The organism is Roseomonas chloroacetimidivorans (genome assembly GCF_049629625.1).
In the GTDB taxonomy this organism is placed as follows: Bacteria; Pseudomonadota; Alphaproteobacteria; order Acetobacterales; family Acetobacteraceae; genus Roseomonas; species Roseomonas chloroacetimidivorans.
In genome coordinates this window covers 1-22326 of the sequence record NZ_JBNBZS010000064.1, presented here as the reverse complement: position 1 = coordinate 22326, position 22326 = coordinate 1, and the positions used below count along the sequence as shown (strand labels likewise).

General features: G+C 65.9%; 22 protein-coding genes. 11 read left to right on the top strand and 11 right to left on the bottom strand.

Features of this window, described 5'->3' with window-relative positions:
* The first annotated feature begins 133 nt into the window (after positions 1–133).
* The 5 genes from pncA to ACO1BU_RS28005 all read left to right on the top strand — a co-directional run bounded on the left by pncA (position 134) and on the right by ACO1BU_RS28005 (position 7131).
* Positions 134–760, top strand: coding sequence for a bifunctional nicotinamidase/pyrazinamidase (gene pncA / locus ACO1BU_RS28025; protein WP_424139261.1), 627 nt, complete (start codon positions 134–136; stop codon positions 758–760).
* Between the two features lie 581 nt (positions 761–1341).
* Positions 1342–4056, top strand: coding sequence for a cyanophycin synthetase (gene cphA, locus ACO1BU_RS28020; RefSeq protein WP_424139260.1), 2715 nt, complete (start codon positions 1342–1344; stop codon positions 4054–4056).
* Positions 4057–4059: 3 nt separating this feature from the next.
* Positions 4060–4935 (top strand): isoaspartyl peptidase/L-asparaginase family protein, encoded by an 876-nt coding sequence (locus ACO1BU_RS28015; protein ID WP_424139259.1) that lies wholly within the window; start codon positions 4060–4062, stop codon positions 4933–4935.
* Complete coding sequence (locus tag ACO1BU_RS28010; protein ID WP_424139258.1) at positions 4928–5767, top strand: cyanophycinase; 840 nt, start codon at positions 4928–4930, stop codon at positions 5765–5767. The genes ACO1BU_RS28015 and ACO1BU_RS28010 overlap by 8 nt, the downstream gene beginning before the upstream one ends.
* Positions 5768–5775: 8 nt before the next feature.
* A complete protein-coding gene (locus ACO1BU_RS28005) occupies positions 5776–7131 on the top strand; it encodes an NAD(P)/FAD-dependent oxidoreductase (RefSeq protein ID WP_424139257.1) in 1356 nt (451 codons plus the stop codon).
* A gap of 227 nt (positions 7132–7358) precedes the next feature.
* Here the strand turns inward: ACO1BU_RS28005 and ACO1BU_RS28000 are convergent, their stop codons facing one another.
* A complete protein-coding gene (locus ACO1BU_RS28000; protein WP_424139256.1) occupies positions 7359–7580 on the bottom strand; it encodes a hypothetical protein in 222 nt (73 codons plus the stop codon).
* A gap of 728 nt (positions 7581–8308) precedes the next feature.
* Between ACO1BU_RS28000 and ACO1BU_RS27995 the strand changes: the two genes are divergently transcribed.
* The 4 genes from ACO1BU_RS27995 to ACO1BU_RS27980 all read left to right on the top strand — a co-directional run bounded on the left by ACO1BU_RS27995 (position 8309) and on the right by ACO1BU_RS27980 (position 10942).
* On the top strand, positions 8309–8515 hold the full coding sequence (locus ACO1BU_RS27995) for a cold-shock protein (RefSeq protein ID WP_424139255.1): 207 nt from the start codon (positions 8309–8311) through the stop codon (positions 8513–8515).
* Positions 8516–8678: 163 nt separating this feature from the next.
* Complete coding sequence (locus ACO1BU_RS27990) at positions 8679–8855, top strand: hypothetical protein (protein ID WP_424139254.1); 177 nt, start codon at positions 8679–8681, stop codon at positions 8853–8855.
* A 29-nt stretch (positions 8856–8884) separates the two neighbouring features.
* Positions 8885–9118 carry a hypothetical protein gene (locus ACO1BU_RS27985; protein ID WP_424139253.1) on the top strand — a complete coding sequence of 78 codons (234 nt, stop codon included), beginning with the start codon at positions 8885–8887 and terminating at the stop codon, positions 9116–9118.
* A 651-nt stretch (positions 9119–9769) separates the two neighbouring features.
* Positions 9770–10942 carry an MFS transporter gene (locus tag ACO1BU_RS27980; RefSeq protein WP_424139252.1) on the top strand — a complete coding sequence of 391 codons (1173 nt, stop codon included), beginning with the start codon at positions 9770–9772 and terminating at the stop codon, positions 10940–10942.
* Between the two features lie 85 nt (positions 10943–11027).
* Here the strand turns inward: ACO1BU_RS27980 and ACO1BU_RS27975 are convergent, their stop codons facing one another.
* The 3 genes from ACO1BU_RS27975 to ACO1BU_RS27965 form a co-directional block, all read right to left on the bottom strand.
* Positions 11028–11408 (bottom strand): hypothetical protein, encoded by a 381-nt coding sequence (locus ACO1BU_RS27975; protein WP_424139251.1) that lies wholly within the window; start codon positions 11406–11408, stop codon positions 11028–11030.
* Positions 11409–11489: 81 nt separating this feature from the next.
* Positions 11490–12155, bottom strand: a complete 666-nt coding sequence (locus tag ACO1BU_RS27970; protein WP_424139250.1) for an HAD family hydrolase — start codon at positions 12153–12155, stop codon at positions 11490–11492.
* Between the two features lie 132 nt (positions 12156–12287).
* On the bottom strand, positions 12288–13568 hold the full coding sequence (locus ACO1BU_RS27965; protein WP_424139249.1) for a hypothetical protein: 1281 nt from the start codon (positions 13566–13568) through the stop codon (positions 12288–12290).
* 330 nt (positions 13569–13898) lie between these two features.
* Between ACO1BU_RS27965 and ACO1BU_RS27960 the strand changes: the two genes are divergently transcribed.
* Positions 13899–14111 carry a hypothetical protein gene (locus ACO1BU_RS27960; RefSeq protein ID WP_424139248.1) on the top strand — a complete coding sequence of 71 codons (213 nt, stop codon included), beginning with the start codon at positions 13899–13901 and terminating at the stop codon, positions 14109–14111.
* Positions 14112–14155: 44 nt separating this feature from the next.
* On the opposite strand, the gene ACO1BU_RS27955 is transcribed toward ACO1BU_RS27960, so the two are convergent.
* Positions 14156–14740 carry a DNA-3-methyladenine glycosylase gene (locus ACO1BU_RS27955; protein ID WP_424139247.1) on the bottom strand — a complete coding sequence of 195 codons (585 nt, stop codon included), beginning with the start codon at positions 14738–14740 and terminating at the stop codon, positions 14156–14158.
* 45 nt (positions 14741–14785) lie between these two features.
* Positions 14786–15241, bottom strand: coding sequence for a cupin domain-containing protein (locus ACO1BU_RS27950; RefSeq protein WP_424139246.1), 456 nt, complete (start codon positions 15239–15241; stop codon positions 14786–14788).
* Positions 15242–15378: 137 nt separating this feature from the next.
* Here ACO1BU_RS27950 and ACO1BU_RS27945 point away from each other — a divergent pair, with 137 nt between their 5' ends.
* A complete protein-coding gene (locus tag ACO1BU_RS27945; RefSeq protein WP_424139245.1) occupies positions 15379–16179 on the top strand; it encodes an IclR family transcriptional regulator in 801 nt (266 codons plus the stop codon).
* A gap of 52 nt (positions 16180–16231) precedes the next feature.
* Here the strand turns inward: ACO1BU_RS27945 and ACO1BU_RS27940 are convergent, their stop codons facing one another.
* From ACO1BU_RS27940 to ACO1BU_RS27920, 5 genes are all read right to left on the bottom strand, one after another.
* Positions 16232–17995 (bottom strand): FAD-dependent oxidoreductase, encoded by a 1764-nt coding sequence (locus ACO1BU_RS27940; RefSeq protein ID WP_424139244.1) that lies wholly within the window; start codon positions 17993–17995, stop codon positions 16232–16234.
* A 150-nt stretch (positions 17996–18145) separates the two neighbouring features.
* Positions 18146–19264: an NADH:flavin oxidoreductase gene (locus ACO1BU_RS27935; protein WP_424139243.1), complete on the bottom strand. Its 1119-nt coding sequence runs from the start codon at positions 19262–19264 to the stop codon at positions 18146–18148.
* An 11-nt stretch (positions 19265–19275) separates the two neighbouring features.
* On the bottom strand, positions 19276–20550 hold the full coding sequence (locus tag ACO1BU_RS27930; RefSeq protein ID WP_424139242.1) for an acyl-CoA dehydrogenase family protein: 1275 nt from the start codon (positions 20548–20550) through the stop codon (positions 19276–19278).
* A gap of 38 nt (positions 20551–20588) precedes the next feature.
* Positions 20589–21557: a tripartite tricarboxylate transporter substrate-binding protein gene (locus ACO1BU_RS27925; RefSeq protein WP_424139268.1), complete on the bottom strand. Its 969-nt coding sequence runs from the start codon at positions 21555–21557 to the stop codon at positions 20589–20591.
* A 234-nt stretch (positions 21558–21791) separates the two neighbouring features.
* Positions 21792–22326, bottom strand: a 535-nt coding sequence (locus tag ACO1BU_RS27920; RefSeq protein WP_424139241.1) for a Bug family tripartite tricarboxylate transporter substrate binding protein, incomplete at its 5' end; no start/stop codon positions are given.

Genomic DNA, 22326 nt, shown 5'->3' with positions numbered 1-22326 from the left:
TTGCCCCGCTTCCCCACCCGGCTCACTTGCTGGCCAGCCGGATGGAACAGTACCCTTCCGCTGCCCGCTGGAGGGAACCTGCTCATGGCCGCTCCTGGGGGTGCTGCCTCCGCAAACCACGACGAGCCGAGCCATGACACCAGACGCCAAGACCGCGCTGATCGTAGTGGATGTGCAGAACTCCTTCACGCCCGGAGGTTCGCTGGCCGTGCAGGACGGAGATGCCGTGGTTCCGGTGATCAACAGGCTGGCCCGGCACTTCGCTAATGTCGTGCTTACCCAGGACTGGCACACGCCGGACCACATCTCCTTCGCTTCCCAGCACCCTGGCCGGAAGCCATTCGAGACCATCTCCCTACCCTATGGCACCCAGGTGCTATGGCCGGACCACTGCGTCATGGGCACGGAAGGGGCTGCGCTGCATGCCGGTCTGTCGGTTCCTCACGCCCAGCTCGTGATCCGCAAAGGTTATCAGCGGAGCGTAGACTCCTACTCTGCCTTTCTCGAAGCCGACCGCACCAGCCGCACCGGCCTGGACGGCTATCTGAACAGCCGCGGCATCCGGCACGTCTTCCTCACTGGCCTGGCGACTGATTTCTGTGTTGCCTGGTCGGCGCTGGACGCGAGGCGCTTCGGCATGGAGGCAACGGTCATCGAGGATGCCTGCCGCGCCATCGACCTTTATGGCAGCCTCGCCAAGGCCTGGGCCGAGATGGACGCGGCCGGTGTCCACCGCATCCGCTCCGACGCGATCAGCTAACCAGCCGAATTGGCTCCGAGGCGTCCGTGATCCTGCGGCATTGCGATGAATTACGGCGCCTTCGAGCCGCCTCATCCAGAGAACGGTGAGGCCCTGTCCGAATACCCTTCCCACGGCAGCAAAGATCAACCCTTCGGGAGAGTTCAAGCTGCCCGTATCGCCGATAACGCAGGTTAGAGGCTGTATCAGCAGGCCGCACGAAAAGGGTGGCCCGGTTCACTGCCCACCCGCGGAGATCCTGTATGCAGGCCTGCACGGCTCCAGGTGTGAAAAGCCTGTCGGAGCCTTTCGGCGCCCCGCCATAATCGGCCATGCTCGACGGATCACATGCCCCTGATCGCGTGTGACTGACGCAACGGTGTCCTCCTTAGGACTCCGGCCCGGGCGGGAAATTTCCCCGCCATCACCACCGGATGGTGCGCGTTAGATGGAAGGGCAAGGCCCCGCTGTCGTTCTGACAGCTGCTTCACCGGCCACATCAGTTTCAGCTTTCGCTCGCCTCAATCCCAAAGAAAAGAACGAGAAAGCCAGTCATGACGTCCACTCCCAGCTCGTCGGGCGCGGAGGCCACAATCCGACCAATGCGCGCGCTCCATTCGGCGGTCTATCGCGGGCCGCATCTCTTCAGCCACATGCCCATGATCCGCATCCGCCTGGACCTCGGCACATTGGAAGCCTATCCCACGGACAGGCTGCCTGGCTTCGTGGACGGGCTGATTGCAACGCTACCAGGCCTTCAGGAGCATGGCTGCTCCTACGGCGTGCCAGGCGGCTTCATCCGCCGGATGCAGGAAGGCACCTGGCTCGGCCATGTAGCGGAGCACGTCGCGCTGGAACTCCAGACCCGTGCAGGCTCGCGCGTCACCCGCGGCAAGACCCGCTCGGTCCGGGGCTGCCCGGGTTGCTACAATGTCCTCTACTCCTATCGGGAGGAGGAGGCGGGCCTGCTCGCCGGGAAGCTTGCGCTCCAGCTCGTTGACTCGCTGCTTCCCCCTGAACTACGCGGCGTGCAGGGCCTGGAGGATTTGCATTCCAGCAACCCGCTGGCCGATGGCGGCGGTGCCCAGGCCGCGCTGGCCGCCCTCTCCCGCGTCGTCGCCCGCCGCGCGCTCGGCCCCACCACCCGCTCGCTTGTGCAGGAAGCGGAGCGGCGCGGCATCCCCGTGATGCGGATGGATGAGCACAGCCTCGTGCAACTCGGCCACGGCAAGCGGCAGCAGCGCATCCGCGCCAGCATCACGGGCCGCACCTCCTCCATCGCGGTCGAGATCGCGGCGGATAAGGACCTGACCAAGTCGCTCCTGGCCGATGCCGGCCTGCCCGTACCCAAGGGAGCCGTGGTGCGCTCCGCCGAGGACGCCGTGGAGGCGGCCGAGCGGATCGGCTACCCCGTCGTCACGAAACCGCTGGACGGCAATCACGGCCGTGGCGTGTGCCTCGATCTCCGCACCCCGGAAGCAGTGCGACAGGGCTTTGAGCTGGCGGCCCGGCACTGCCGCAGCGTCATTGTCGAGCAACAATATGACGGGCACGACCACCGCATCCTCGTTATCAGTGGCGAGGTCCGGGCCGTGGCGCAGCGCGTGCCGGCGCATGTCATCGGCGATGGCGTGCAGACCATCGCCGCCCTCATCGAGGAGGTGAACCGCGATCCCCGGCGCGGCAGCGGTCATGAGAAGACCCTGACGCGCATCGAGATGGACGACCATATGCGCGATTTGCTGGCGAAGACCGGCCTGACTCTGGACAGTGTGCCGGAGAAGGATCGCTGGGTGGCACTGCGCGACACGGCAAACCTGTCCACCGGCGGCACCGCCATCGACCAGACCGACGACATCCACCCGGACAATGCCTGCATCGCCCGGCGCGCAGCCCAGATCGTGGGGCTGGATGTGGCGGGCATCGACTTTATCGCACCCGATATCCGCCGATCCGTGCGCCTGACGGGTGGCGGCATCGTGGAGGTGAACGCGGCCCCGGGCTTCCGCATGCATCTGGAGCCCTTCGAGGGCTGGGCACGCGATATCGCCCGCCCGGCGATCGACATGCTCTTCCCGGATGGTGGCACCGGCCGCATTCCCATCCTGGCGATCACCGGCACCAATGGGAAATCAACCACCACCCGGATGGTGGCCCATATTCTCCGTCAGTCCGGGCTGACCGTCGGCATGACCAGCACCAGTGGCATCTGGATAAACGATGACAAGATCACCGATGACGACGCCAGCGGGCCCCGCAGCGCTCGCATGATTCTGCGCGAGCCGAGCGTCGAGGCCGCGGTGCTGGAGACCGCCCGAGGCGGCATACTGCGCGAAGGGTTGGGCTTCGACGAATGCGATATCGGCGCCGTGCTGAACATCCAGGCCGACCATCTCGGGCTGAAGGAGGTGAACACCCTGGAGGACCTGGCTGCCGTGAAATCCGTGGTGGTTGAATCCGTGCGGCGTGACGGGTGCAGCGTGCTGAACGCGGATGACCCGTTGACCCTTGCGATGGAGCGGCATGCGGGCGGACGAATCGCCTTCTTCTCCATGCATGGCGGGGAGGCCATGCCCAAAGCGCTGCGCGAACACATCCACCAGGGCGGGCTGGTCGTGGTGAACGAGGACGGCGTGAACGGTGGCCACATCGTGGTGCATGACGACCGGCGGCGCCTGCCTCTGATGAGTGCGGCTGAGATCCCGGCGACGCTCGGCGGATTGGCCGGGTTCAACATCCAGAATGCCCTTGCCGCCGTGGCGATGACCTACGCCCAGGGCGTCTCCCCGCCGGTCATTCGCACAGCCCTCCAGACCTTCTCCTCTTCCTTCGAGCAAAGCCCAGGCCGGCTGAACGTGCATGACGGCCACGACTTCCGCGTGATCATGGACTACGCCCACAACCCGGCCGGACTGACGGCACTCTGCGATCTCGTCACCAAGCTCCGCCCCCGGCACGAGCGGCTGATTGGCATGATCAGTACACCGGGCGACCGGCGCGATAACGACATGCGGGAGATGGGCCGGATCGCCGCGGGAGTGTTTGACGAAATCGTCCTCAGGGAGCGGCCAGACGGCCGTGGGCGTCCCTCCGGAGAGGTGATCCGGCTGATTGCCGAGGGCGTGCTCGGCGCCGGCTTCCCCGCCGAGCGGATGCATGCCGTCCTGGACGAGTTCGAGGCCGCAGATCTTTCGCTGCGTTTGGCGCGGCCCGGCGACCTCGTTGTGCTGACACCCGCCTCCGTCGAGGAGGTCTGGGCGCAGGTTCTCGCCTTCAAGCCGGCGAGCGCTCCCGTCCCCGCGAAGGAAATGGCCTGAGCCATGGCACATCGAGGGGGGCGCTGGGCGCTCATCGTGCATGGCGGGGCCAAGGAGATCGCGCCGGAGAAGGAGAAGGCAAACCGGGATGGCTGCCTCGCGGCCCTGTCCGCCGGGGCGGCGATGCTGCGGGAAGGCGGCAGCGCCCTGGAGGCGGTCGAGGCCTCGATCCGGGTTCTGGAAGACGACCCCACCTTCAATGCCGGCCGCGGGTCAGTCCGCAACAGCGATGGCGAGGTGGAGATGGACGCCGCCCTCATGGACGGGGCGGCCCTCGACGTAGGCGGGGTGGCAGCCATCCGGGGCGTGCGGCACCCGATAACCGTCGCACGCCTGATGCTGCGGGAGCCTCCTACCCTGCTCGTGGCGGAGGGCGCCCGCCGCTTCGCCGAGGCCCATGGTGCCGAAACCTGTGACCCAGCGGACCTCCTGCTGGCCGTGGAGGATACCGGCCACGATACGGTGGGCTGCGTCGCGCTGGATGTGATGGGCAATCTGGCAGCCGGAACCTCCACCGGCGGGCTGGAAGGAAGCCCTCCCGGCCGTGTGGGGGATTCCCCCGTGCCCGGCTGCGGCCTTTATGCCGACAACTCCGTTGGGGCTGTGGCGTTCTCGGGCGATGGGGAGAGCATCGTGCGCCGGACCCTTGCCGCGCGCGTGATGCAGCTCCTGGAATCAGGGCCGCCCCAGGCCGCAATCGAGGCAACGCTCGACCGGCTCGGCGATGTCGGCGGCGAGGCGGGCGGGATCGTGCTCGACCGGAAGGGACAGATCGGCTGGGCACATAACAGCTCGCATTTCGCAGCGGGCATCATGACGAGCGAGGACGAACGATCCCGCATCTATCTGCGGAAGGACGAAGAAGCAGCGCATGACTGACCGTAGCCGCACTGGGCAGGGCCCGCTCGTGATCATTGGCGGGCATGAGGACAAGGACGGCGAGCGCGTCATCCTGCGTGAGGTCGCACGCTATCTGAAAGGCGGGCGCCTCGTCCTCGCGACCGTCGCGTCCCACCAGCCCGAAGGCTATTTCGAATCCTACAAACGGGCTTTTTCGGAACTCGGCGTGACTGATCTCGTGGAGCTCTATGTCGAGGAACGCTCGGAAACACACAGCGAGGAGAAGCTGCGTCTTTTTGACGGCGCGACCGGTGTGTTCTTCTCCGGCGGCGACCAGCTCCGGATCAGCAGCCAGCTTGGTGACACGCCGGTGGAGCAGCGGGTCCGGGAGATCCATGCCGCTGGCGGCGTCATTGCCGGCACCTCCGCGGGAGCTTCTGCCATGAGCGACACGATGCTGGTCAAGGGCAGCAGCCAGGAAACGCACCGCATCGGCGACCTGCACCTTGCCGCCGGGCTCGGCCTGGTGCGCGACGTCATTATTGATCAGCATTTCGCGGAACGCGGCCGCATCGGGCGGCTGCTCGGCGCTGTCGCGCAGAACCCGCGCGAACTGGGCATCGGCATCGATGAGGACACCGCCATCGTCCTCCGAGGCCACCGTTTCGAGGTGATTGGAAGCGGCGGCGTCTATGTGGTCGATGGCGGCGGCGTGACCCATTCCAATATTGCCGAGGCCGAGGCGGATCGCGCCCTCTCCATCCACGATGTCCGGCTCCACGTTCTCTGCCAGGGCGACCGCTTCGATCTGAATAGCCGGCGGCCGAAAATCGCGGAGGCCGAATCCATGGCGCAAGCGGCCGACATGTGATGCCGGACATGATCAGGCAGCCCCTACGCGTTGTGGTGGTCGGCGCTGGCTTCGGCGGTCTGGAGACGGCGCGCGCCCTGGCCAAGGCCCCGGTCCAGATGACGATTCTGGACCGGCAAAATCACCATCTTTTCCAGCCTCTTCTCTACCAGGTCGCGACGGCCGCGCTCTCGCCTGGCGACATCGCCTGGCCGGTGCGCACCGTGTTCCGGCGGCAGGCCAATGTCACCGTCCTGATGGCCGAGGTGACGGGTCTGGATTCGGCCGCACATCGGGTCCAGGCGGGCGAGATATCAGTCCCCTATGACGTGCTCGTGCTCGCGACGGGCGCGACCCATTCCTATTTCGGCCATGACGAATGGGCGCCCTTCGCGCCCGGCCTCAAGACGATCGAGGACGCGACTGCGATCCGCCGCCGCCTCCTGCTGGCCTTCGAGCAAGCAGAATTGGCACTGGACGAGGCGGAGCGCCAGCGCCTGCTGACCTTCGTGGTGGTGGGCGGTGGCCCGACAGGCGTGGAACTGGCCGGAGCCATGGCGGAACTGGCCCGCCAGGCGCTGCGGCGGGAATTCCGCCGGATCGACCCGCGTCATTCACGCATCGTCCTGGTAGAGGCAGGACCACGCCTACTGGCGAGCTTCCCCGAGAAATTGTCGGATTACGCGACGCAGTCCCTGCGCAGCATGGGGGTTGAGGTCCTGCTGAATGCGCGCGTGACAGGATGTGACCCCGGGGGTGTCTCCCTCGGGGAGGAGCGGATTGAGGCGAGCACCACGGTCTGGGCAGCAGGCGTCGTTGCCTCCCCTGCGGGAAGTTGGCTTGAAGCGCCACGGGACCGCGCCGGGCGTATCCTGGCGGAACCGGATCTGTCCGTCCCGGGCCATCCCGACATCTTCGCGATCGGGGACCTTGTGTCAGTCAAGGATCCGGCGGGGAAGCCGGTGCCCGGAAATGCTCCGGCGGCGAAGCAGATGGGCCGCTATGTCGGCAAGGTGATCGCCGCACGGGCGGCAGGGCGCCCGGCACCTGCCCCTTTCGCCTACCGCCACCACGGTGACCTCGCGACGATCGGGCGCCGTTCGGCTGTCGTCACGCTGGACCGCTTCCGCTTGAAGGGGCTGTTCGGCTGGTTGTTCTGGTGCGTTGCCCATGTCTGGTACCTGATCGGCTTCCGAAGCCGCGTCGTCGTCTCCTTCGAATGGCTCTGGAGCTACCTGACCTTCCAACGTGGCGCGCGGCTGATCACGCGTCCTGATCCGCGGCCCGTCGCCACGGCGCTACGGAAGCCCGAAGGCCGCCAAGCTGCCTCAGCCCCCGCCAGGATAACGGTTCATACTGAAGCGACCTCCGGGCCGGGAGCCTGAGCAGGAGACACGCCCCGATCCCACCAGACCGCGCGAGCCATCGGCCGGGGCGATCAGCCGCTCATAGAACGCTGGCCATCACGGTGGGCGGCTGTGCGTCCTGCTGCTGGCCGGCATCCTGATTCGGCAAGGAATGTAAGGCGACGCAGCAGTGCGTATCGCCCGCGCCGGCAGCCCGGACAAACAGCTCTGGTCAGCACTACACGGAATGCGCCCGGCTTCCTGCTCTAACGATGCTCGACCAGAGTGCCAATCAAGCGGAGCAACTCCTGATGCTCAGGGCCAAAGCCTTGAGACAGGAACTGGCTGATCTCAAGGAGCGATGTGTCGCCACCGGATGCGGGATTTGGCTCGTGCCTGATGAACACGCGCCCCGAGCGGGGTTCGCGAGCGAGATACCATCGGTCGCCGTTGGAACTGCTGTAGAGTTCCCTTTCCTCAACCGCCATGGTTTGCTCCCACCTCGCGGCCTGTCTGTAAGCCCATCGGTGTTCTCATGCTCCGCCACGCCTCTTGCTCTTCCGATCCAACAGCGTGGCCCCGCTGATATTCTGTCCTGCGGCGTTCACGTCCACCCTCTCGAAATTCCATCAGACCAGAAGGAGCAGCACAACCGCTTTCCATGCCGATGGTCGTGTAGCTCAAGGCGGTGGCCCTCCTTGCTTGCTGGCCGAGGTGACAAAAAGCTGACCGCTCATCCGCACCGGTGACAACCCCCGGAAGGCAAATGCGCCAACCATGACGTGAGCGCGGTGACAGAATGGAAAAAGCAAGGAGGCGTCGGCGCGGCTCGATCGTGAGCGGAACCGGCTTGCGGATGCGCGATCGGCTCCGGCACAGCGTTACCCAACACCATATTCGCTCAGCGAAGCCCGGAGTGCGCACGTTTCCGGCATGAGGTGATAACGTCGTTCGCTCCGTCCCAAAGCGGTGCGATGGACTGATCCTCACCCCAGCAGACATCCCGCAGCTGCCGCATAAAGACAAAATCCAAGCTCCGCCTCGGAATGGTTGAAACGGAAGAAATAGATCTCTATATAAGTCTAATCAGTCTCGTCCGGTTCGGCCTGCTCTCCTTGCTCCTCACAGAGCGCCGAGCCCGGTGTCCGCCTCCTTCGAAGATCGATTCGGCTCGCAATGTTGCTGGCCGGCTTTTCAGATGAACGGAACACCCATCATGTCCATCGGCACTGTCAAATGGTTCAACGGCACCAAGGGCTTTGGCTTCATTCAGCCTGAGGACGGCTCCAAAGACGTGTTCCTGCACATCTCCGACGTCCAGCGCGCCGGGATGCAGGAGCCGCGGGAGGGCGACAAGATTGAATACGATCTGCAGCAGGGCCAGCAGGGCAAGGTTTCTGCCGGCAATCTGAAGGCCGCCTGACACAAGGCTGTTTCCCGGCCTTATTCGCCTAACGGGCGGCTCACCATAGGGCCGCCCGTCCTTCTCACCGGCTTCTTCTCCGCCGGCTTACTCCGGTCCTTGAGCCGAACGGAACGCTATCACTGGCGTTCGTACCTCCCGGACCTGCTCCGCGGACGCCGCCATGATGGCGGGCACCGCGCAAGGAAATATTCAGTTGCCATTTTTTCAGGCCGTCCGTGGCCTTTCGATACTACTTTCTTCCTCATCATCACTACCGGCCATCGCGATGCCCGAGCCGGCACCCGCAGGTCTTTCTCCCGACGAGATTCGCCGGATCGTTCTCGACGTGATCGGGTAAACCTGGCTCCGGCCCTGGAAGGAATTACCATGCAGGCACATCACTTCGAAGTCGGCCAGAATGTAGAGCTTATCGCTGGATATCTGACTCCTCGCGACGCTCTGGGCCAGTACACCATCACACGGCTGATGCCGAATGACGGGGCCGATCGCGAATACCGCGTCAAGAACGACAGGGACGGTCACGAGCGTGTTGTCCGTCAGAGCCAGATGCGGCCCGGCCGCTTTGCTGTGCTAGGCAAGAACGTACCCTTGGCTGACTGAGCGGCCACCGCCCCGTTCTCGCTCCGGCACCTGCTGGCCCGCAGATCATTCTGCTGCGCGTTGCCGCGGGTTGAACGTATGAGGACGCGACAGGGCTGGGGCGGAACCACAACCATTCCAGGTCTGGGCAAAACAACCGCTTCCCCTGACGTTGCAGCACTCCTGTGCTGAGGGTGGCTTGTTCGGTGCAAGGCCGCCAGGGGCTGGAAGTCGGGCTCCCTGCGGGTGAAGCTTCTGAACGACAGGATCGTCGGAAACTGCGATGATGTCCTGATTCCCGCACAAGCCCGGGCAGCGGATTTCAACATACGGCAATCGGCTGACACACGGGCAGATGTCGAGCAGTCGTCTCACGGGGCATGACTGCCACCGAGGCTGATCGCTCCGATGCATGAATCCTGCATCGCAACGAAAAAGAATGATATCCTAGGATGCCCCGGTTAGCGGGCTTGTTTAGGGGTGAGGTTCATCAGCGCTTTGAGGCTGATGGGCCGCGACAGATGACTCCCTGGCTAGCCCTCCTTTTCAGATTCAAAACATCATCACAAACGCTTGATTATCACGACCGCGTGAGCGTAGATAGGGCAGCCGCACGGATCGCCCTTCTTCCTCCACTGCACCGCTGGCGGCTCTCCACAGGAAACCGCTGCCGTGACTCATTTCAGCCCCTTCCGGCTGCTCACGCTTCATTACGCCTTTTTCCAGACCGCGGTCGCCCTCGCGGGCGGCTTCGTAGGCGCGTATTTGATGAAGCTCGGCTTCAGCCTGCCCGCTGCGCTGATCGCCTATGCCGGCCTGCTTACCGCCCGCTTCGGCCTTCGCATTCTCTCCCTCGGCATCGTGCGCCGGGTCGGCTATCGCACCGCCATGGCGCTTGGCGCGGCGCTCATGGCCACCCAGTATTTTCCCCTCATGCGGGCGGACGAGCCTCTTTGGCTCCTCGTCTGGCTGCTGGTCGTCTCCCTTGCTGAATCCCTCTACTGGCCGGTCTATCACTCGGCCGCGGCGGTTACTGGCGGGGACGCGTCGCGTGGGCGGGAACTGGGCATCAGAACCGCCCTGGGCGCCCTGATCGGCGTGGTAGGCCCCCTGCTCGGCGGCGTCCTTCTGGACCGGTTCGGCGCGGTAGTGGATTTCAGCCTCGCCGCGGTTCTCTCCCTGCTCTCGGTCCTGCCTCTCCTGGGCCTACGGAACATCCCCGCCGGCCCGGTTCCGACCATGCGGGACTCCATGCAGGGCATCGACCGCTCTGGGATCGCCGCCTTCGCGGCTGATGGCTGGATGGCGTCCGGCCTTGCTCTGGCCTGGCCGATGGTGCTCTTCACTTCGCTTGGCTCGCAGTTCGAGGCCTTCGGCCTCGCCAATGCCGCCGCTGGGCTGGTCGGTGTCGTGACGGGCCTGACCTGTGGTCGTGCGATCGATCGCGGACAGCGTGATCGCTATCTCACCCTGGTCTGCAGCGCCCTGGTCCTCGGCTTTGCCCTGCGCGCCTGCGCGAGCTGGTCGCCGGTTGCTGCCACCATCGCCAATGCCAGCGGGGCAGCGGTCGCCGGTCTCTACGTTCCTATCCTGATGAGCGTGATCTACGACCGGGCCAAGCAGTCCGGGGCCGCATACAGGTTCCATTTCGCGGCGGAGGCCGGCTGGGATGCCGGCGCCGCCACGGGCTGCGTTGCCGGCGCGATCGTCGCCTGGATGACCATGGTGCCCTCTCTGGCCCTGCTGCCGGCCTCGCTGGGGATCTGGGCCATCTATCGTTGCGTGCGCGGGCAGGCGACGCCGAAGCCCGCTCTGGGGATGGGCGGAGCCATCCCCGCAAAGTAGGCGGCCGCAGATGGGGCAGGTGGCACGAGTACTTCCGCCGCCTCCCCCTGCGGGGAAGCGGACCGCCCTGGGCCGAAGCGCGATCTCAACTGGCCAGGCGTTTACTCGTCGCCTGACCGGGCTTCATCCGGACGGGCGTCACCTGACCGGCTGGTGGAGCCAGCCTGGCCTCCTCGGCCTCCACCGCGCGCAGCGCGCCGTCTAGCGTGGCAAACGGCCCCCAAATTCCACCCAGATTGTTCACCACGGATACGCCGCCTGCCCGTCGGAGAATGAGCCACTCGGGCAGCGGCCCCGTCGGGCCTTCTGCGCTATGGGGCGTGACCAGCGCCACAGACACCCCGCTCTCGCCCGGAATGACTTCGGCGGCCCAGTGGGGCCCCTTCCGTGTGGCCCAGCCGAGCAACCTTCTGCATTCCGAAGCGGAGAGGCCCGTATAGGCACCGGACGAGAAGGCAGCAGACACGGCATATTCTCCTTTCACCGAAACTAGAGCAGCAGCAGCGCCTGTGCCGCGTGCTGAACTGGGCGGCCCAGCCCTAGGCGCTCAGAAGGCGCCCTCGACATGCGCCTCGAGCTCGCGCAGGTCGCCGATCACCCGTTCGGCCCCTGCCTCGATCAGACGCTGACCATGGCCGGGATCGCAGTGCGTACCGCCCGTGAAGCCGAAGACGCGCATACCTGCGGCGCGAGCCGCGCGGGTGCCGGGAATGCTGTCCTCGATCACCAGGCAATCCGCCACGGGAGTACGCATCCATCCCGCCGCGTAGATGAAGACGTCCGGCGCAGGCTTGCCCTGAGCCACATAGGAGGCGCTGACGAGGTTAGACCGGAACAGGTCATAGAGGCCCACCGCCTCAAGCCCGAGCCGCAGCTTCTCAGGATAGCTGCTGGATGCCACACAAACCGGGATGCGGATGCGGCCAAGGACCTCCGCCGCCTCCGGCATGGCGCGGAGCTCGGTGGCATAGGCCTGTTCGATGCGCTGCCGGATGCGGCTGAAATATTCCGGAGGCACGGGCTGCCCCCAGTCCTGCTCGATATCGGCGATCATCTCGCGCTCCGGGCGCCCGGCAAACCGCTCGATCACCTGCGCCGTCGTCACGGGGTAGCCGAGCTGCGTCAACTCCTCGCCTGTCAGCCGGCACACCACGATCTCACTGTCGATCAGGACGCCATCACAGTCGAAAATAATCAGCTTCGTTCGGTTCAAGAATCACCCATTTTGTCTCGGTCGAATGCATGCGGGGGCGGGCATGTGCGCTGCGGAGACACGCACCCATCCCGATCCGGCACCGGAACCGCCAGCCAGATCCGGAATGCGCTCCAGCCCGCCTGTCCGCGCCTATTGCAGGTCGATAAACTTTCCGGACGCCAAGAGGCGGACAAGGCTCTGGATACTGTGGCTCGCCGCCTTCGGGACCGTGCCCTTTTCGGCCTCGAAGGCGCGCATGGGTGCATCGACCCGATCAGCGAGCCGCTTCGTGAAGCTCTCGATCGTGTTGCACAGGTTCGGCCTGGGTGCCTGGAAGCGGGCCAGAATGCGGACCATGGGATCGTCCGTCGCGACGAACCGTTGCAGAATGGCCTCTGCGGCACCGTCCAGGTATTGATCGACGTCAACATCCCGGACGAAGCCCGCATATGTCGGATCGCTTCGCAGGAGGGCCGCCACCCCGTCGCGCATTTCCTGCATAACGCCGCGCGCGAAGCGCTCATTCTCGGGGGAGGAGAGGATGAACTGGTTGAGCTTGAGATCCTTGTCCCCATCGGTCCTGTCGAACGCGTCGAGCGCGATCAGCCAATGCGTGCCGTTCAGCAGCCAGCTCTTGATCTGCTTCTCCGTGTCCACATGCCGGCTGAACTCGACCCGGCTTCCCCGGCATAGATCCTCCAGATCCTCGGTATCTGGCGTAAGCTCCAGCTTGACGGAGCCGTAATCCTCCGCACGCACCAGCACGACGGGGCGAGGCCCCGTACGGTCCTCCTCAAGCCCGACGCACATCCGGTCTACAAGCGCATGGACACAGGTCACACTCTCACGCGCTTCGGACAAGAGCAGGGAGGAAAGGGCCTCGTCCTCGCAGACTTCACGGGCGCTGAGGGTGTTCTCGCAGGCCACGAGGAAGATCCGCCCCGACAGATGCTCCCGTTCCCGCGCCATTCGCGCGATGATGTTGAGGGCCTTGATGACCGGCCCATAATTCTCGGCACTCAGCAGCGAGGCGGTCACCATGACCGCCGTCGGCCGGCCAAGGGGCCTGCTGACGATGCTCTGGATGACACCTTCCAGATTGTCCTCGTCATATTCGAAGAAGCCATCGTAATGCACCGGATGGCGGTCTGCATCGCTCCCGCCCGGCTTCTGCACGACGTAGTATCCTTCCGGATTGTCACGCAGCAGTTGGTTGCGCCGCTCCGCCGGAAGCGCCGTGCTGCCCGTCGCCTTGTCTCCGGAAACGGCCCGGTTCATCAGGAACAGGCGCGACCCGGGCCTTTGGAAGAACGGCGCAATCAGCCCCAGCCCCAGCCGCCCCGCGCCGAAATGGATATGAAGAAGGCCGGTATCGGCGGCGGTGCTTCCCTCGGCGATGCCTGGGCGGCACAGGGTGGTAATGGCGTTCATGCAGTCCTCCGCCGCGATTTCGGGGCGTCCTATGTCGAATGTGGAGAACGTCAGAACGCCTATTCTTCACAGCAGCTTCGATCGAATTCGAAATAACATTCAAATTGCCCACCAAATTTCCGACTTAACCTACGATACTTGACTTCGACCTGATCAATCTGCTCAAGACGCGCCCAATTCAGTAGGCCGCTCATGTAAGTTCCGAAACAACGGCGGAAGCCGAACCGGCCGGCGCGCGCTGAGGGCCGATAAAACGTGATGCATGACCTTGGTGAGTAACGTTTTGGCTCGGCGCCCCTCGGCGGACGCGACAGGAGCCGGGAAGCGCCCATGAAACCAAAAGAGAGCGGCATTGCAGCAGCCCTGCGGCGTGTGGAAGAGCAGCAAGCCCGTCTGGAGCGGCAGGAGCAGCGGATCGCGGCGCTGGAGATCGCGGGGCAGATCCACCTTTTGCCTGAGCAGCGCTTCTTGCTCGCCAAGATGAAGGTCACGCACCAGGTGCTCAATGATGACCTGCAAAAGAGGCTGAACGCCCAAGTTTAGCAAACTGCTGGCCCGGCCTTCCGGCACAAGCAGCGCCCTGAAACTCAGGACGGAAAGCGGCGGCTCAGAAAGGGAGATCCGGACAGGCCGAAGCGCCACGGTGTCTCCGCCCCGCGCGTGATCCCGATGCGTGGTCCTGCCTGCACCTCCACCACGGCCAGGCCGGGCCGTATCGAGAAAGGTGGGCGATCCAGCGGGGCCCCATCCAACTCGCCTGTCACGCCCAGGGCCTGGCTCAGACGTCCCGGGCCACTGCAAAGCAGTTTCGGCTCCACCATGCCACGTCGTTGTCGCATCACATCCAACCCGCTGGTCGGCTGCAAGGCGCGGATCAGCACCGCGCTGCCAAGCCGCTCAGCGCCGCAGACGAAGTTGAGGCACCAGTGCAGGCCGTAGGAGCGGTAGACATAGGCATGCCCCGCAGGGCCGAACATCGTGGCATTGCGACGGGTCGGTCCAACGAAGCTGTGCGATGCCGGATCGTCATGATCATAGGCTTCCGTCTCGACCACGATTCCGCCAATGCCGTCGACCAGCAACGTCGCCCCGATCAGGTCCCTTGCGACTTCTACCACCGGACGCTCGAAGAAATGCCGGGAAAGCGGCGGGCCTTCACACCCGGAACTCACGCGGATCGGCCTCGCCGGCGCAGACCCGCAGCCACAGCGGAATGCTCAGGAATGTGCAATCAGTGCCCCCGCCCTCGTGCTGAGCCGCTCCGAATTCCCGTCGGTCGCGAAGAACCGGTTCGGCTCCATAAACATAGCCAGCATTAGCGCACCGTTGCGGGACCACGCCACATGTCGGCTTCCAACGGGGCGCGCGGCAAAATTGCCCACGATCATCTCGCCTTGCTCCTCGATGCTGCCTTCCAGAAGATAACTCTGCTCATGATCCGGCAGAACTGAGCCCGGACTTGAGCGGAACAGCGCCGTCAGCAGCCCCAACCGCATGTCCTGCACCGCGCCTTGGTCACGATGCCCGGAAATTTTGCGGGCGTCCGCCTCATGCCTGCCGGCTCGACCATCAGGAATGCCGGCTTGGTGGGTGGACGCGCTTCGGACATCGATGCTCCCCGGAGATACCCCAATTCCGGAAGGATGGTCGCCCGTCGCGCTGCACAGGGTCAACCGCCCCCTATCCGTGGTGGCCGGACTGGCCGGAACCCCGGATGCAAGGCGGCGCGCTCCTTCTCCGGCAGGATCCGCCCGGGGGCACTGCCCGCACCCGCTTCACAAATGCCCTCCGGCCTGCGATGCCGGTGGGCATGACGAAGCTCGACCCCACGGACCTCACCGGGTCCTCCGCCGTCACGGAAGGCCGGACGGGCATGCAGCTGATCTCCCGGGCCGCGTCCGTGATGAAGGCGCTGGAAGGGCAGACAGCCGGCCTCAGCCTCGGCCAGATCGCCAAGTCCACCGGCCTCCCGCGCCCGACTGTCCAACGGATTGTGGACGCACTCTGCGTCGAAGGTCTCGTTATGGTGGATGCGACACAGGGCGGAGTGCGCCTGGGCCCGATGATCACGCGCCTGGCCACCTCGGTACGGATCGACCTTGTAGCGCTTGCGCGGCCTCATCTGGAACGCTTGGCCGCGACGACGCAGGAATCCACCGCCATGACCGTGCTGCAGGACGGCAAGGTGGTGGTGATCGCCATCGTCACACCGCCCATGCAGGCGATCCGCCTCACCGCCAGCATCGGTTCCACCTGGCCGCTGCACAGCAGTGCCGAGGGAAAGGCCCTGCTCTCCGGCCTGCCCGAAGCGACGATCCGCGCGCTGTTGCCCGAGCCGCTCGAGCCCCGCACGCCGCGCACCATCACAGACATGCGCAAGCTCCTGGAGGAACTCGCGGAAGCCGCTCCATCCGGCATCGCCACGGATCACGAGGGCACGGCGATCGGAATCTCGGCCCTGGCGGCCCGGCTGGTGGATGCCTCGGGCACGCGCTACGCCATTTCCATCCTGCTGCCCACCTCGCGTTTCGAGGCGCATCTGCCAGATTTGCTGAAGGAGCTGGCCGGATGCCGCGACGCGATCCTGAAGGCAGCCGGCCTGAGCGCCTGAACGCTGCCCCGCGCGACGGCGGGACAGCGCCGCAGAGGCGGGCGATGTTGCCTCAGGCCGCCCGGCTCACCGCCGCCGGTACAGACCGGCCGAGAATGGCCAGCATGGCCTCGCCCAGCCCCTCCAGCCGCGAGGCATCCTGCGCCCGCCAGGCGACATGCATGTCCGGCCGCACGAGCACGCAGCCGCTCTCCTCCACCTCCCGCGCCAGGGCCCAGTCGCCGAACAGGTCCTCATAGGCCTGTCCCGGGCCGATCACGAAAACCTCGATCGGCACGCCGCTCCGCTCGCTGGCCTGCGCGGCCGCCTGCGCCCAGGCCGCGCCATTCACCCCTGTGAAAAGCGAGAAGCGCCCCTTCCCCGCCAGGTCCAGCGTCGAGACCTGATGTCCGCCATGGCCCAGCCAGACATGCGGCAGCCTCGCGCCAGGCCAGGTGGTGGGTTGGTAGTAGAGTTCCCTGTCGCGCTTCCATTCCGGCTCCGGCGTGCCATCCGGCGCCACGGCGCCGGAGCGGTAGCGCTGGTTCATCTCCACGCCATGCGCGTTGAACTCGTAATCCTTGAAGGCGATCGCGCGCCGCAGCGCCTCCCGCTGCTCCGCAGCCTCCGGCGTCGCCGCCTTGCGCGCCTCCATATTGGCCCGCATCTGCGCGAAGCCGCGATCATCCAGCAGGCCCAGCGCACCGAAAATCGGACCGAACTCCTCGATGCTCTGGTTGGCGCGCGTCACGATCTGCCGCCCGATTGGCGCCCGCTCCGCATCATAGCTGTCGAGCAACGAGGGATCGGCCTGCCCCTTCAGCACGAGGGCCAGCTTCCACGCCAGGTTATAGGCATCCTGGATCGAGGTGTTGGAGCCAAGCCCGTTGGAAGGCGGGTGGCGGTGCACCGCATCCCCCATGCAGAAAACCCGGCCCTGCGCGTAGCGCGTCGCGAACATGTGGTTCACCGTCCAGACGGAGGTCGAGGTGACCTCGATCGGGATGGAGTTGTCGCCAATCAGCTTATGCGCGACCTCCGTGGCCACGGCATCATCCACCTGCGGCGGGGGCTGGTTGATGTCATAGCCCCAGACGATCAGCCATTCATTCCAGGGCCTGACCATGCGGACCAGACCCATGCCGATGCCGCCAATATTCGATCCAGGTTGCAACACCCAGTAGAGCACGCTCGGGCGATGGGCGACATATTTGGACAGATCAGCCTTGAACACGATGTTCATGCTGCCCGCGACGCCCATGCGCCCTTCCATCGGAAGCCCGATATCCTCCGCCACCTTGGAACGGCCACCATCCGCGCCGATTAGATACTTGGCCCGGATCTGGTATTCCTTGCCGCTCAGGCGGTCACGCACCGTCGCCGTCACGCCCTCCGCATCCTGCGTGAGGGAAAGATATTCCGTGTCGAAGCGCGCCCGCGTGCCGCGCGCGCAAGCATTACCGAACAGGATCGGCTCCATCAGATGCTGCGGCATGTCACACATGGTGGAAGGGCTGGCCTGGTCGTAATCGGCCTTGCGCTGCGGATGCGTGCCCCAGGTCCGGATGCGCCCCAGCTCCTCACCGGCAAGGCTGGTGCAGAATACCGTATTGCCCATCCATTCTTGCGGCGTCGCCTGGGCCATCACCTGCGATTCCACGCCCAGGTCGCGCAGGATCTCCATCGTGCGCTGGTTGGTGATATGCGCGCGGGGCGTATCGGCCAGCCAGCGGTACTTCGTCACCAGGATGTTCTTTATGCCATAGGTGCTCAGCATCAGCGCAGCCGAGGAACCCGCCGGGCCACTGCCGACAATGAGGACATCCGTTTCGATCATTCCCGTGTTCCCTTCCAACGCGCGTCTTCTTGTTCTGAGCAGGCCGCCTTGCCCGCAGCCCGCGTGAGAGCGAAACCGTAGCGCAGGTGACGCCAGCCACGCATCACACCTTCATTGCCGGCGATCCGCCCACCGGACATGGCCAGCACGTCAGACCAACTGCTCCAGAAGCTGCTGTTCAAAGCTGCGGATCTCGCTTCCACGTCCTTGCCGCAATTTCTCCGCCCAGGCCGGGTCGGCCAGCAGAGCGCGCCCCACTGCAACCAGGTCGTAATCCCCATCCCGCAGGCCAGCCGCCAGCGCCTCCAGCCGGTCGAGCCGCGTGGCCGCGCCCTCGCTCACCGGCCTGCCCCGGCCCGGCGCATCCTCCAGCCCCACGCTGCCCACGGCGATGCATGGACGCCCCGTCAGCCGCTTCGCCCAGGCGGCCAGTGTGCCCGGAACGCCCGGGAATGCCGGCTCCCAGAAGCGCCGCGTGCTGGCGTGGAAAACATCCACCCCGGCCTCAGCCAGCGGCCGCAAGATATCGCCCAGTTGCTCCGGCGTGTCGGCCAGCCGGGCCGCATAGTCGCTGAGCTTCCACTGGGAGAAGCGGAACACCACTGGGAAATCCGGGCGAACCGCCCCGCGAACGGCGCGCACAACCTCCAGCGGAAAGCGCAGCCTATTCTCCAACGTCCCGCCATATTCATCCTGGCGCTGATTGGTACCGGGCCAAAGGAACTGGTCCAGCAGGTATTCATGCGCGCCATGCAGTTCCACGCCATCGAAGCCTAATCGCTCCGCCTCCGCGGCCGCCTGCGCGAAGGCCTCGACCACCGCCGCAATATCGGCGCGCGTCATGGCCCGGACCACCTCTTGCCCCGCCTCCTCGATGCGCATGGGGCCGAAGCCCGGCACAGAGGAATCCGGCTCCACCCCCGGGCGCCGTCGGAGACCGGTATGCCAGAGTTGCGGGATGATGGCTCCGCCTGCGCCGTGCACCGCCTCCACCACACGGCGCCAGCCCTCCAGCGCAGCCACGCCATGGAAAGCCGGCACCTGCGGATAGGCATTTGCAGCGGGATGGCCGACCGTGGTGCCCTCCGTGATAATCAGCCCCACCCCACCCTCCGCGCGCCGGCGGTAATAGGCAGCGACGTCCGGCCCGGGAATTCCACCCGGTGAGTGCTTCCGCGTCATCGGCGCCATGGCGATCCGGTTGCGCAGCACCACCCGGCCGAAATCAAAGGGCCGGAACAAGGGCGACAGGCTGCCCTCCGTTCTCACCCGCACGATCCTCACAAGCCGCGGAAGCCGGTCGGCCGCCCAAGATGGGCGCGGGCCACATAAGTGGCGAAGGCCTGGTGCTGCGCCGACATATGGGTGCGGTACATCTGCACGTCTCGGAAGTAGCGCTGCAGACGGTTGCCCTTCTTCGTCGCGAAGGCGCCGACATTGTGGAACAGCGATTCCACCACGTCGCAAGCCATGCGCCCGCCCTGCTGCAGCATGGTCCAGAGGCGGAGGTTCTCCTCGATGCTGACGGGCGTGCCATCCTTCGCCCAGCGCGCGCAGAGGTCCATGTAGCGCTGCGCGGCCCCGATCAGGATTGCCTCCGCCGCGTCAGCCTTGGCCAGCGCCTCGCCGAATGGCCGCTGGAAGTCGTAGTGATCGGCGCGTAGCACATCCGGATCGACATAGGTCTTCATCTTCTGCGAGACCTGCTCATACTCGTCGATCGCCGCCCAGGCCGCACCCGTGACCACCGCCACCAGAGAAGCGTGATAGGGCCCCATCAGCCGGCCGAGATACATGGGATTGCCATGCAGCCGCGTGCCCGGCGTCCCATTCTCCATCGTACCCGGACGGGCGAACATCACCTCGAAGGGGATCACGAAATGCTCGGGCACCAGCGCATCCTTGACCTCCACGCTGTTGGAGCCACTGGCGCGCATGCCCAGGATCTCATCCCCACCCCAATCCGGCAGGATCTCGTAGCCGCCACGCGGCACGGCGACGAGAACGGTGCGGGGCGGCGCTCCCTCCTCGCGCAGGAAGGCGGTACCGATAAAATGCGTCGCGTGGGGAATGCCGGAGCAGTAATTCCACTTCCCGTTCACACGCCAGCCGCCCGCTTCCCGCACCACCGTGCCCATGGGCTGGGCCCGATGAGGCGCGATGAACTCACCATCCGGCCCGAACAGCTCCGACTGCGCCTCCTCCGGCCAGTGCGAGGCGACGATGAAGCCATGCGACGCGCCGAGCGTCAGGCACCAGCCCACCCCCGGATCGCCGCGCGACACCTCCATCATCACACGATAGAAATGGGTCAACGGCATCTCATAACCGCCAAACATCCGGGGCTGCGTGATCCGGTAGAAGCCGGCGCGGCGGAATGCCTCGTGCAGATCCGGCCCATAGGTGCCGCGTGCCTCGTTCTCGGCCTGCTGCTCGCGCAGCATGGGGCGAAGCGCGACGGCGCGGGCCACCAGCTCCTCCAGAGTCAGGCCCGGTTCCGGCACAGGAAGCGGCGCGGGGCGGGAGAGAGGATGATCCGCGAAGGCGACGGACATGGCAGAACTCCTGGAAACGGGATGCGGCGCGGCGGCGCCTATTCTTCGGCCGTGTACCCGGTGGCCTTCACGATCGGCCCCCAGCGGTCGCGCTCCTTTCGGATCCGCTCGGCCATGCCGCTGGAGCCGAGCGGGACGGGAACCTGCTCCATCTTCGCCAGGGCGGCGCGCAGCTCGGGATTGGCGGAGGCCGTGGCGATGGCCCTCTCCAGCCCCTCGACCACCGGGGCAGGAGCGCCGGCGGGCAGGAGGATCGTGTAGAGTTCCTCCGCCGTCAGGTCGGGATATCCCAGTTCCGCGAAGGTCGGCACATCGGGCAGAGACGCTGCGCGCCGCGGCGCGGAGATGGCGAGAACACGCACATGGCCGGCCCGATGCTGCTCCGCCATGTCGCCGAGCACGCCCATGATCGCGCTCAGCCGCCCCGAGGTAAGGTCCGGCAGGGCCGGCCCGGTGCCACGATAGGCCACATGCATCAGGCGCAGATCCAACTTGGCCGACATCTGCTCCGCCAGGAAATGCGGCATGGAGCCGGCCGCCGGGCTGCAATAGGACACGTCCCTCTGCGTTTTTGCCCATTGCGCGAAGCCCGCCAGGTCGCGCGCCGGATGATTCGCCGCGACCACGAAGGCGAAGGGGAAGGAGGAGGCCGCGCCGCCCGGCATGAAGTCCTTGATCCCGTCATAGCGCAGCGTTTTCGGATAGATATGCGGGTAGATCGTCAGCATGCTCTCGGGCGTGAAGACCAGCGTCGCGCCATCCGGCACCGCCGCCTTAGCGGCATCCAGCGCGATGCGGGCGGCGGCTCCCGGCCGGTTCTCCACCACGACCTGCTGCGCATAGGTGCCGCGCAGACGCTCGGCATAAATGCGCGCGACGATGTCGGCCGCACCACCCGGCGGGAAGCCCACCAGCAGGCGCACCACGCGGTCCAGCGTCTGTGCGCGCGCGGCACCAGCGAGAATGGCGGTCGCGGCAAGGCCAAATGCGGTACGGCGGGTGGTCATGGGCACGGTTGATTTCCTCCCTTGCGCTTCCGGCCCCTAAGGGCAGGGCCAAATGCTAGTTTGTTTTTCGATGCACTGTATCGTTTTGCGGAAGGTAGCGGCCTTGGCCGAGGCCTGTCAACGCCTCTCGCAGGCCCGCCGCATATACCGGAGGGTGGCCGTACCCGCCGTCAGCAGCGCGGCAGGCAGGGGCGAACCTGCCTGGCCACCGCGCTCCGGAATGTCAGGCCGCCGTCATCCTTCCCCCACGTCGTAACCGGACTCGCGCACCACCGGGCCCCAGCGCTCGCGCTCCGCTTGCAGCCGCGCGGCGAACTGGGCCGGTGTCGTCGTGACCGGATATTGCTCAAGCTTCAGCAGCGCGCTGCGCATCTCCGGCGAAGCTGCCACCTGCGCGATCGCGCCATGTAGCCCCGTGACGATCGCCTGGGGCGTGCGGGCCGGCAGGAAGATCCCATACCACTCATCAGCCGTCAGCTGCGGGAAGCCCAGCTCGGCGAAGGTCGGCACATCCGGCAGCGTCGGCACGCGCTCCGGCATGGTCACAGCCAGAGCGCGCATCCGGCCGGACCGGTGCTGCTCGGCCCCGGTGCCAATCACAGCCATGTAAGCGGAAATCCGCCCACCATTGAGATCGGCCAAAGCCATGGCGAGTTCACGATACGGCACATGCGACAGGCGAAGCCCAAGCGTCTTCGCCATGGCGACGGAGACGAAGTGCGGCGTCGACCCCGCGGCCGGCGTCGCGTAGTCGATCTCCGACTGCCGC